The 12,369-nt window shown below is 49.2% G+C and carries 5 protein-coding genes; 3 read left to right on the top strand and 2 right to left on the bottom strand.

Annotation, left to right across the window (positions count from 1 at the left end; genetic code table 11):
* Positions 1-22: 22 nt before the first annotated feature.
* Entirely contained in the window at positions 23-1,855 is a 1,833-nt protein-coding gene (locus ACXAGC_RS08470; protein WP_474844015.1) for a glycoside hydrolase family 2 protein, read from the top strand.
* 117 nt (positions 1,856-1,972) lie between these two features.
* Here the strand turns inward: ACXAGC_RS08470 and ACXAGC_RS08465 are convergent, their stop codons facing one another.
* Together ACXAGC_RS08465 and ACXAGC_RS08460 are read right to left on the bottom strand one after the other, a co-directional pair.
* The gene (locus ACXAGC_RS08465) at positions 1,973-3,985 is read right to left on the bottom strand and encodes a glycoside hydrolase family 3 protein (RefSeq protein ID WP_474844014.1); all 2,013 of its coding nucleotides are present in this window, start codon (positions 3,983-3,985) and stop codon (positions 1,973-1,975) included.
* Between the two features lie 23 nt (positions 3,986-4,008).
* The gene (locus tag ACXAGC_RS08460; protein ID WP_474844013.1) at positions 4,009-7,641 is read right to left on the bottom strand and encodes a family 78 glycoside hydrolase catalytic domain; all 3,633 of its coding nucleotides are present in this window, start codon (positions 7,639-7,641) and stop codon (positions 4,009-4,011) included.
* 499 nt (positions 7,642-8,140) lie between these two features.
* Between ACXAGC_RS08460 and ACXAGC_RS08455 the strand changes: the two genes are divergently transcribed.
* Together ACXAGC_RS08455 and ACXAGC_RS08450 are read left to right on the top strand one after the other, a co-directional pair.
* Positions 8,141-10,801 (top strand): TonB-dependent receptor plug domain-containing protein, encoded by a 2,661-nt coding sequence (locus tag ACXAGC_RS08455; RefSeq protein WP_474844012.1) that lies wholly within the window; start codon positions 8,141-8,143, stop codon positions 10,799-10,801.
* Positions 10,802-10,927: 126 nt separating this feature from the next.
* Positions 10,928-12,307, top strand: coding sequence for an FGGY-family carbohydrate kinase (locus ACXAGC_RS08450; RefSeq protein WP_474844011.1), 1,380 nt, complete (start codon positions 10,928-10,930; stop codon positions 12,305-12,307).
* Positions 12,308-12,369 lie beyond the last annotated feature (62 nt).

The raw sequence follows: 12,369 nt of genomic DNA, 5'->3' as shown, positions 1-12,369 counted from the left end.
ATGCTTATTAAAGGATGTAATCATGGAAAAAAGGCAATTTAAAATTATGATGCGCTGGATCGTTATGGGAATAGCTGTTTTCAGCAGCACAAAAATACTGGCAGATGTAATTCCTGATCTTTACCTGCACGACAAACAAAGTCTGAACGGGAAATGGAAATATCATGTCGATCCTTACGAACTGGGGTTTTATGACTATCGCTGGCAGCAGCGGGATCGAAAAGAGAGCCCTACTCGAGATGCGTTCTTCCTGGATTCAAAGCCGCAGAATAAATCTGACCTTATAGAGTATAGTTTCGACAAAGCAGAAGAAATTACCGTTCCCAGTGACTGGAACACACAAAGTGAGAAGCTCTATTACTATGAAGGTACGCTGTGGTATCGCAAAATTTTCACCGCAGAAACGAATAGTGACCGCACTTTCCTCCGCTTTGGAGCGGCCAATTATCGTGCTGATGTTTATCTGAACGGGAAAAAACTAGGCATGCATGAAGGCGGCTTTACACCTTTTGCTTTTGAAGCTACAGAGCATCTTCGCAACGGCGAGAACTCACTCATTGTGAGGGTTGATAATAAACGCTACAAAGAAGCAATTCCTACCCTGAACACAGATTGGTGGAATTACGGTGGTTTGACTCGTGATGTCGATCTCATTTCTGTGCCTGATACTTTTATTTCAGGCCACCAGATAAAGCTTACAGATCATAAGTCAGGCAGCATAAAGGGTGAGGTCCAGCTGTCAGGTAAGAAATTAAAGCAGGCTATTACGGTCTCTATTCCTGAGTTAAACAAGTCGGTTAAAGTGAAAACTGACAAGCAGGGTTTAGCTTCGTTTAGTATTTCGGCACCACAGCTTTCACTGTGGTCTCCTGAATCACCTAAGCTTTATGAAGTTGAAATAAAGAGTGAAACCGACAGTATCACTGACAAAATGGGTTTTAGAACCATTGAGACAAAAGGTAAGCAGATTTTACTGAATGGTGAGCCGGTGTTTCTAAAAGGAATAAGCCTGCACGAGGAGTTCGCTAAGAATGGCGGGGGACGAGTAAGCTCTCACGAGGACAGAAAAACTCAACTAGATTGGGCAAAATCTTTGGGAGTGAACTTCATTCGGTTAGCTCACTATCCTCATAGCGAAGATATGGTGCGTTTGGCTGAAGAGCGCGGCATCATGGTGTGGTCTGAAATTCCGGTTTACTGGACAATCGCGTGGACTAACAAAGAGACGTATGAAAATGCGGAGACTCAACTGTCTGACATGATTATTCGCGACCGCAATCGCGCTAATGTCATCATCTGGTCCATTGCTAACGAGACGCCGGTTAAAGCTGAGCGGACTAAATTTCTTACCGATTTGATTGATACTGCTCGTGAACTCGATGGTACTCGCCTGATTTCTGCAGCTATGGAGAACCATTGGGACAGTGAAGTTGAAAACCTGACAGTGGTTGAAGATCCGCTGGCGGAAGCAGTCGATATTGTTAGTTTCAATCAATATATTGGTTGGTATGGTGGTACACCTGAATTACTTACGAAAGTTTCGTGGCGTATTCCTTATGACAAACCCGTGTTTGTAAGCGAATTTGGTGCTGGCGCGAAATATGGTCTGCATGGAGAGAAAGACGAGCGATGGACAGAAGAATATCAAGCAGATCTTTACGATAAAACTGTCACCATGTTGGATAAAATTGACGGGTTAAGTGGTATGTCCCCTTGGATTTTGACCGATTTTCGCTCTCCTCGTCGATTGCTTCCCGAAATACAGGACGACTTTAATCGCAAAGGCCTCATGTCTGAAAAAGGCGAGAAAAAACAGGCCTTCGACGTACTTAAGCGATACTACGAGAAGAAGTAGGCGGACTGCTTTTATTATTTCATTGATATCAAAGCTGACTTCATCAATGAGATGAAGAACACTAAAAATAACAAAGGCAGCCGAAGCTGCCTTTTCATTAGCGCTTAAACATCAGGATTAGAACGTCAGTCCCGCGCGGCGCTTGTACAGCGGGTTTTCGCTGTCGTCTGCGTAACCGGGTTTCTGTGCTTCTACAGCTTCATCAGAAGACGGCAGTTCCAGTGGCAGGGTGCCGGTGGGTGATACCTTGCCGGTAAGCACATCAATCACGGCATCGTCAGCACTACCGAAGTTAGCCAGAATAGCGCCTGCGGTATTGTTCAATTCACCCATGACCATGGGGCGTTCCAGGAAGACGGATAAAATAGTTGGCACTTGCTGGCTAACGGCCAACATTTGCTGATACTTCTCATCATCTTCGCGGAATGACACGCGGCCTTCATTCTGGCGGCTGCCGAAGAAGTGGTTCGGATGCAGTTTTTCACTTGGCGTTGAGAAACGGAAAATCGCGAAGTCGGCCTGGGCCGGATCGGTCACAACTTCAAAGCCACGAGCGGTGAGTGCCTCTGCATTTAAGCCATCAACGAACACTTTCTTCATCGAGTCTGCCAGTGGAAGCAGCTTATCTGCATTTTTCAGTAGCACCTGAGATTTTGCCTGAACTTCCCGTGCCAGTGCCCGCCATTCCGGTTTACCCACATTCGATGCTGCAGTAGCTTCATCCACGTAGGGGTTGTCGAATAAACCAAGCTCAAACTTCAGCGTGAGAATACGCGTGGCCGACTCATCGATGCGCGCTTCTGTCAGTTTGCCTTCATGTACCGCGTTAACGATGATCTCAGGCTGGTCTTCACCGCCAAACTGGTCGATACCTGCAGTAATACCTTTCACGAAACGCTCAGGAATAGTCAGATCCTCCACCCCCCACGGCGTCGCAATTTCCCGCACGCCTTGTGGTTTCGTCGGTGCCTTACATTCTTCACTACAGTCCCGGGTTACCGCCCAGTCTGAAACCACAACGCCTTTAAAGCCGGCATCGCCGCGCAGCAGGTTTTGCAGTATTTGTTTATTGAAGCCCGGGCTTACAGCTTCTACCGGTTCACCGTCTACAGTGATGCCGTGTAAGATAGGGTACGCGGGCATAATGCCGGTGGTTTTTGCTTCGAAAGCACCGTCAAATGCACGGATATGATCTTCAAAGCTGGTATCGTCCAGCTGTGCATTGCGGCCGTAGTAGTTATGGCCATCAAAACCATCTACCGCTGCACCGTAACCCACCCAGTGTTTGGTAACGGTAGATACGCCTTCCGGCGTGATGCCATCAGAGCTGCCCTGGAAACCACGAATGTACGCGCCCACCTGCTTACTCACTTCACCAGCATCGCTACCGAAGGTGGCAATGATACGGGGCCAGCGGGGCTCGGTGGCTAAGTCAGCCTGCGGAGACAAGGCCATGGTAAAACCGGTTGCACGATATTCCTGACGGGTAATGTCACCAAACTGTTCGGTCACTTCAGGATCGTTCAGCGCACCAAAACCAAGAGGCTCAGGCCATTGGGTGAAACCATCGGTAGACTCGGCAGCACCTAACACGTACTGGAAGTGGTTGCGTGGATCGGTACTGATAATGGCAGGAATACCCAACCGGGTGGTTTCTGCCAGCGCCTGGACTTTGTTGTTCTCAACGGCCAGATCTGATGGAGACATGTTCAGGCGGCTGATGTAACTGCCGATGTGTTTGTCTTTGAATAATGATGTGGCGACATCGATGTCATAGCCATCCTGAGAAAAACCCGCAAAGCCGTTCTTACCCGGAAGGGTGCCATGCACCATTTCACCGGCTTTTTCTTCCAGCGTCATGCGGGCGACCAGGTCGGCCACACGTTCTTCAACGGGTAAACGCCAGTCCTCATACGGGGTAAGTTTGCCATCGGCATTCAAATCCCGGAAAGTCAGGCCGTCCTGTTCGATAACGGTTTTGCTGGTGGTTTTAACCGCCACCTGGCTTACAGGGGCGCTATCTTTCTTCGGTTGCTCAACCTGGCCGGGCGAGGGTTTCTCGCCACAACCAGTAAGCATAGCGGTAGTGATAAGGCAGGCACTACCCAATGTTGCTGTATGCTTTTTCATTAATCGTGTCCTTGACCGGATAATTATTCGTTAACGGCGCCTGTGATTTGGTAAGTACCAGAGCCGAGAGAAAAGGTGTTCATTTCATCGGCACGGGAAACGTTAGTTACGAACTTACTGGCATTCACACTCTCGCCATCAATCTTCAATGCTTGTTGCGCGCCGGGTAACGAAATTGTTGCTGTCGTGTTAGCAGGAATGGTTACCCGGTAGTTAAACTTACCATCTTTTACTTGCCAGTGGCTCGAAATTTTTCCATAAGGTGAATCATATTCTGCTTTTACCCAGTCAATTTCATTCTGCGGATCAAACTCCGGCTTCAACGCGAAGGTTTTAAAACCGGGGCTCAGTCGCTGAATACCGCCTGAGTGACTGATTAACCATTCACCGATAGCACCGAATGAATAGTGATTGAAGGAGTTCATGCTGTTATTGCCACCGAATCCGTCTTCAACCGTGTAACCGTTCAGGCGTTCCCAAATTGTTGTCGCACCCTGGTCGATAGGATACAACCACGACGGATACTGGTCGTTGAGCAATAAGCGGTATGCATCACCGGTATAGCCATTCTCAGACAGCGCTTTGCTGATCCAAGCCGTGCCGATAAAGCCGGTCATCAGGGAGTAAGCGGGGCGGGTTTTCCCTGCATCGTCAACGTTTTGTGACGATACCGAACGGGTCAGCTTCTCTGCCATCGCTGCAGCGTTGTCTTCGTTGAATGCGTTCATTGCCAGACCAACCGCAAAGGAGGTTTGGGTGTCTGCTACTGCCCATTCTGCCGGTTGAGCCACCGGATTAAACATACTTGGGCCGCCTACGAGACCAACGGTTTGCTGTTCATCATTAACGAACTTATCGTTAAAGAAGGCTTTACGTTCATCATACTGTTTGCGGTACTCGCGGGCCTGCGCATCATCGCCCAGTACCGCTGCTACCTGCGCCATAATATCCAGCGCATAAATGTGATAAGCAGTAGCCAGATAATCTGCACCTAACTGATTGTTCTGCGGGCCTAACCAGTCTCCTAAACCTGAGTCAGTGCTTAAGCCGGTTTCGCTGTCGATGGAGTCATGCAGGAATGTCATGTATTCATTCATAGACGCGTAGTGTTCAGCGAGTAAGCCTTTATCACCATACTGCCAGTAAGTTTCCCACGCGACGGTAATACCGGCTACGCCCCACAGCACACCACCGAAGCCGCCGCCAACAGGAGCAACGTCTGCATACCGGCCACTGTCAGCCTGAGTATCCCGCATGGCTTGCAAATGGCGACGCATAAACTGTGAGGCATCACTCACATACGTTGCGGTAGGGGCAAACACGTTGATGTCGCCGGACCAGCCCATACGCTCGTTTCGCTGGGGACAGTCAGTCGGTACAGACAGAAAGTTATCTACGTTAGACCATGTCAGGTTTGACCATAGCTGATTAACCTTGTCGTCTGAACATTCGTAACTGGCAGTCAGCGCCTGTACAGAACTCACAACAACGCCGTTAACCGCTTCAAGGGGCAGAGGTTTTTCAATGCCTGTTACTTCAATGTACTGGAAGCCATGAGAAGTGAAATGTGGCTCAAAGGTTTGCTCGCCGTCAGCCATGATATAGATATCCTGACTGAGTGCGGCACGATAATTTTCTGTCATGATCATGCCCACGTTCGGGCCTGATTCCGGTAAGTCCGGATAGAGCATTTCGGCAAAGCGTACGGTAACGGCTTCGCCTGATTTACCGTCTTGGAAATGCAGACGAGGTACGCCAACGATATTTTGTCCAAGGTCATAGACAAACACGCCGGGTCGCACCTCTTCCACACTTTTTGCCTGAACGGTGGTAAATTCACGGGCCGGTTCACCGATTTGCCCGATAAGCTTCATATTGTCGTACGACAGCGTTTGTGCAGGGCGCATCATATTTGGCTGCACATTCTGCGCTTTTGTTTCTTCAAGAGAAATTTCGGCTGCCGGTTCCCATTCGCCTTCAAACGACGGGGTCGCCCAGCCTGCCTGCGCTTCTGCGATTCGGGCATCGTACACTTCACCCATAGACAAACTGCCGTACACTACCGGTGACGTGTCGCTGAACTGCCAGCTGCCCGGTTGGGTAACCACAATACTCTCAGAACCGTCTTCATAGGTAATGACCAGTTGCGCGAGCAATGACTGACGATCGCCGAAGCCATTCCAGGTGTTGCCGAAGCCCAGCATACCGCTCCACCAACCTTCGCCCAGCCGTGCGCCCATGGCGTTTTCACCTTTTTGAATGGCACTGGTGACATCATAAGACTGATAAAGGTGGGTCAGGTTGTATTGGGTAAGGCCCGGGTTGTAATAATCGTTACTGACCTTTTCACCGTTTACGTAGTATTCGTAAATGCCCCGCGCGGTCACATACAAACGGGCTTTGCTGACGGCCTTTTCTGCCACATCAAACTCAGTACGCAGTTGCGGCATACCGTTACTTTGGGTATCAACAACAACCAGCTGGCTGTCATCAGAACCGGTGAAAGTAATCCCTGCCTTGGTATCGCTGACCTGCGTAGATTTTTCTGCGAATTCAGCGCCATGCTCAGCGCCATTAAACAGCACGCTGTGCGGCGTATGCATGTTGCTCACCGTCAGGTTGCTTACTGTGACGGTTGTACCAGCATCTGCCGCTACACCGATATCGTTAAGCATGCCATAGGTGACGTAGTCGTGGTTGTGACCCAGAGGATTCAGCTGTACCGTTGCCCCTTCCACCAGTGGCGGAAACATCATCTGGAATCCTGATTTTTCTTCAGAATCTGCACCCACCCAGAATGCAGGGCTGCCATCTAACTGAACGGTAACATTGCCGAATTCATTATTGATAAGCAGGTGGTGAGGTTTAAAACGGTTGTAAGCATTGATCAATGATTGCTTAATATCGAAAGATTTTACCGGCGTATCTGCGTTGTCATCCGGCGTGTAACCTGCACGGTAAAAGTTTAATTTTGCCGGTGCACCGTTTTCAACACCTTCCACGTCCAGCTCAATCTTAAAATAACTCTCGTCTTCACCGCTTTCTACCTGATAGATGTTCTTATACTTATCCATCATTCTCGGGTCATTAGCCGCATAAACAATACCGCCGGCTGTGCCACCTTCTGCAATGGTGATGTCTGCGCCGATACGGAAGAGAGGCAGATAATCGCCATACAGGGGGAGGGCGTTGTCATCGCCACCAATCCAGGTCGCACCATTCCAGGCATTCAGAGATGTATCGAGTAAGCCTGTTTCAAAAGTAGACGTGGCCTCACTCGCATCGCCTTCGCTGTCCCATACCGTCAGCTGCCAGGTGTACTGTGTACGGGGGCTTAAAGGTTTGCCTTTATAGGTAATATGCAGTGCTTCTGAGGAGTTTTGTTTGCCGGAGTCCCATACCTGCGCGCCGTTTTCATCTGTTACGCGGATCCGGTAAGCAGACTGGCTAAGGCCTTTAGCTCCGCCTTTAGCAGACATCTGCCAACTGAAACGGGGCGCGGTGACGTCAATGCCAATGGGCTGAGTGCGATATTCAGTTTTCAGTGCTGCAAGATCAAACTGATCAGTAACACTTCCGACGCTGCCAGTTCCTCCGCAAGCTGAAAGTAACGTGGCGGGTGCTGCAACAGCAAGAGTGAGTATTAGTTTGCGCATGCAAATCTCCAGTACGTACCTGGTGGCAATCTGTTCAGTGAAACCTGCGATTAGCGCGAGTCTTCTGAAACGTTATGATTGAAAGTGATTGGCATGTTGCCCTAAGCACATAGATGTTGTCAATGTGTTAACGGCGGGTCACCGGAAACGAAAGGTTTTGGAGGCGTGTGAGTGGTACCAACCGGACTGAATAACCCGCGCCGGTGTAGTGCTCTGTAGAGTGATTAGCGCATTTTAGATCCGCTGCAAAGCGTGTTTTATCAACTTTACATTCAGTTCTGCGTCAATCTGTCAGTCCAGAAAAAATTGGTTGTTTTTTATTCGCGAATTTTATCAATAGCTGGTATTAATCATATTTGTTTGTGATTGTTATTGACTGTATATGATTGTCGATGTACTTTGTTGCCTCAATGTTAATTAATATCGAGCAGTTTTAATAAAAATAACACGCTGCCAAAAATTAGATAAATCACTGACACAACCACGCAAGGAGTTGAAAATGGCTTCATTTTCAGGACTGACAACCACACCAGTTTTCCGCCGTTCTGTACTCGCGGCACTTATCACTGCTTCTTTTTCTCAATGTGCAGTTGCACAGGAAGCAGAGTCTGCACAATCTGAACCGGATCCAATGGTAGAAACCATTGAAGTTCGTGGTTCAGCAACCGGTACTCTTATCCGCGGTGCAACACCGGTAGGTACTAACGTTGTAGGGATTTCAGAAGAGGATGTCGCTGAAATTGGTGTGCCTGACAGTAACGAACTTCTTGCACAAATTCCGCAAATGACCAGCACCTTCAACAGCCGTCCTACTATGGCGACTGATATTGGTCAGGGCATGCCAATGCCGAAACTGCGGGATATCGGTACCGGTGGTGGTAGCACGACACTGGTACTGCTGAACGGTTTACGTTTACCGGGTTCCGGTATTATCCAAACCGTACCAAATGCTGCGGCCATTCCTCCATCAGTATTAAGCACGGTAGAAGTGGTAATGGATGGTGGTTCTTCCATTTACGGTTCTGATGCCATTGCCGGGGTGGTTAACTTTATCACCCAGCGTCCGAAAGATGGTGTGACCGTAAACCTCGAAGGTGGATTCGGTGACAGTTATACCGCAGGTTCCCTTAACCTGACTGCCGGCACTTCATGGGATTCCGGTGCGGCGATGTTGTCTTTCTATCATGCGGAAAACGGTGATGTGATGGGCTCTGAGCGTGATTTTATTACTGCTGACAGTACAAGCAACGGCGGCGGTGACTACCGTACCCGTCAGTGCAGCCCGGGCAATATCACGGCAAACGGGACCAGTTACCGCATGGACACGCTGACCGAAGGCAGTAACTTATGTGATCCTAACGATGGTATTTCTTATGTACCGGAGCAAAAGCAGGACACCATTTTCCTGGCTCTGGAGCAGGAATTTTCTGACAACGTTTTCCTTAATCTGAACACGTACTACAGTGACTGGGGCGTGGATATTACCGGCGATGCGACCAACGCGTTAACGGATCTGGGTGCTTCAGGCACAATTACATCAGATAACCCTTATTTTACTGCTATCGGTGATGAAACTTCGCAAACTGTCGACTTCAATTTTTCTGACGTAGTTGGCCCGGGCGCGAAAAACAGCAGCGACTTTAAAGCATTCTCTTTCATGCCGGAGCTGACCGTAGAATTACCGAACTACTGGCGTCTGAAAGCCGCATACAGTTACGGCTGGGCGGAAACCCACGGCGAAGAAACCGGCGTAAATGCGACTGCCGTTGCTACTGCGCTGGCCGGAACGGATGTATCTACAGCGCTGAACCCGTACGATGTAGCTTCAACAGATCCTGCGGTACTGAGCAGTATCCTTTCTTACTACGGTACACTGGGCGATGCCAAGCAAACTCACCATCAGATCCGTCTGACACTGGATGGTGCTATTTATTCTTTACCGGCCGGTGATGTGATGCTGGCTGTGGGTACCGAATACTTTAAGCAAAACTACGACGTGTCGTTCGGCGGTGGCGCAGCAGATGCCCTGCAAATGACAGAAACATCCGCATCACGTAACGTGAAGTCTGTTTTCAGTGAAGTGGTTGTGCCGGTGATGGATGACATCGATGCCGGTACTATCGACTTTACTGCATCCATCCGTTACGACAGTTACAACGATGTGGGCAGTACAACTAATCCGAAGATTGGTGTGGATTATTCTCCTACTGACAACTTACGTCTGCGTGCACAATGGGGTACCTCATTCCAGGCGCCAAGTCTGGCAGACTCCGGTGCAGCCGTTGATACCCGCGCTATTACTCTGGGTGTGAGCCCCTGGACGGCACCAGATAGCGAAGCCAGCGATTTCTATCGCGGTACTATTATTCTGGCCGGTGGTAGCGACGGGCTGCAGCCTGAAGAATCTGAGTCATACAGCGTAGGTTTCGACTGGACACCAGAGTTCTCTGAGGGTTTGAAAGTCAGCATGACCTATTTCGATGTGGACTATTCAAGTGCTATCAGCCTTGCGCCGTTCTATACGCCAAGCGTACTGTTCAGTACGGAAGGTTACTCGGATTACTACACAATCAATCCAACACTGGATGAGGCGCTGGCAGCGGCTGACGGCATGCGCATTGACGGTCAGTCAATCGAGAGTCTTTACGCTGACGGCAATTCAGCCTACGTCCTTTTCGATGCCCGCCGTAAAAATATGACGGCCACAAAACTGTCGGGTATCGATTTCGACATCGCTAAAGAATGGCAAACCAGCTTTGGTAGCGTGAATGCCAGCGTTGCCGGCTCTTATACACTGGACAGAACATTCCAGCCTGTACAGGGCGCGGCGTATCAGGATGAAAAAGGTACCGATGAGCGTGGTGACTACAACCTGCTAGCTCAGGTAGGTGCGACTTACGAAAACATGCTGGGTACTGTGCGTATTCTTCACACCGATGGCTGGGAAAACGCGGTTGCTTCAGCAGACTCTCTGACCACAGTAAATCTGTTCGGTAAGTACGATTTAGGCGAATATGAGTTTGTGGAAGAAGCATCTGTTACTGTAAACGTAGACAACCTGTTCGACGAAGATGCAGTTTACTATGATGATGCAAACGGCTTTATCAGTGGTTCAACACTGGGCCGTGTGATTTATCTGGGACTGAATCTGAAGATGTAATTTAGTGCATGAACTGAAAGCGGAGTCTGCAGACTCCGCTTTTTGTCGTTCAAAGTAAGGCTTAAAAATGGCCTGAGTACTGACGAAAGCAACATGACGGAACACAATAAATGCAGGAGAAAAATCATGCTTAAAGCCGTTCTGGATATAGGCAAAACCCACATTAAATTGCTGTTGGTAGATAACGGTAAAGAATGCGCCAGCTTCAGCTGTAAGAATGCGCCCATTGCCGGCATGTATCCTCAGGCAGATGTGGAAGGCATATGGAACTGGCTGGCAGAAACCTTACGCTCATGCACACTTACGCCTGATATCAACGCTTTTGTCGTCACCACTCACGGAGCGACGGCTGCGTTAGTGAATACGAACGCCCCTGAAGGGGAGCAACTGGCACTGCCGGTCCTTGATTATGAATTTCAGGGCGTAGAGAGTTGCTCTGATGCTTATGAAAGTGTGCATCCTGACTTTTCAGAAACCTTATCCCCCGCATTGCCTGCAGGTTTGAATCTGGGTAAACAATTGTTCTGGTTACAGCAGAAGTATAAAGAGGCGTTCGACTCAGCCTCAACCATTTTGCTTTACCCGCAGTACTGGGCCTGGCGTCTCGGCGGCTCACCGGCTGCAGAAGTAACATCTTTGGGGTGTCATACTGATATGTGGCAACCTCAGAAAAAAGACTACTCTTCGCTGATTGATAAGTGTGGCTGGCGGGAAAAAATGCCGGCACTTAAAAACGCATGGGATTGTCTTGGCACCGTGTCAGCGAAGGTTGCAAAGGAAACCGGATTATCTGAACAGTGCGAGATTTTTGCCGGTATCCACGACAGCAATGCCAGCCTGCTGCGCTATTTGTCACTGGCGAAAAGCGGCGAGAGTTTCAACGTGATTTCTACCGGAACCTGGACCATTCTGATGCAGGCAAACGGTTACACCGGCAAACTTGCCAGCTATAAAGATACCCTGGCCAACGTGGATATTTTCTCTAACCCCGTCAGTTGCGCACGTTTCATGGGCGGACGGGAATACGAAAGCATCTGTACTTCTCTGGGCGGCAACATTCGCATGAGTGCTGAAGCCGGGGATATTCAGCAGGCGCTGGATAAAGGCTGGATGGTGACGCCGGATTACAGTCAGGGGAATGGCCCCTTCGGTGGCCTTACTGCGAAACAATTATGTCCGGATGCGCCGCCTGCTCCTCAGGCTATTGCGACGCTGTACTGTGCGCTGATGATTGATCAACGGTTAACTGATCTGCATTCAACCGGCACAATATATATAGAAGGGGCTTTCCTGAAGAACCCCATGTTATGCAAGTTAGTCGCACAGCTGCGTCCGGACCAGACTGTCATGCTCTCCCGTGATAACACGGGAACAGTAATGGGCGCGGCAAGTTTAATTCACTTTGATAAGCAGGCTGCAGCTGAACTGGACTTAGTGCCCTGTGAACCTTCTGCGTTTGATAAATTGGAAGCGTACCGGGAAAAGTGGTACAAATCGATGGGATGAATCTATCATATTCAATCAAAAACTTGGTTTTTTGATTGATTGTGCTTGAACAGGTGACTATA

Source organism: Alteromonas sp. AWJ4_197 (assembly GCF_056160285.1).
This window is presented reverse-complemented; position numbering and strand designations above follow the sequence as displayed.

Excerpts from the sequence above, each read along its gene's own strand:
- ACXAGC_RS08465 (WP_474844014.1), bottom strand. The coding sequence starts at position 3,985 with ATGAAAAAGCATACAGCAACATTGGGTAGTGCCTGCCTTATCACTACC.
- ACXAGC_RS08470 (WP_474844015.1), top strand. The coding sequence starts at position 23 with ATGGAAAAAAGGCAATTTAAAATTATGATGCGCTGGATCGTTATGGGA.
- ACXAGC_RS08450 (WP_474844011.1), top strand. The coding sequence starts at position 10,928 with ATGCTTAAAGCCGTTCTGGATATAGGCAAAACCCACATTAAATTGCTG.
- ACXAGC_RS08460 (WP_474844013.1), bottom strand. The coding sequence starts at position 7,641 with ATGCGCAAACTAATACTCACTCTTGCTGTTGCAGCACCCGCCACGTTA.
- ACXAGC_RS08455 (WP_474844012.1), top strand. The coding sequence starts at position 8,141 with ATGGCTTCATTTTCAGGACTGACAACCACACCAGTTTTCCGCCGTTCT.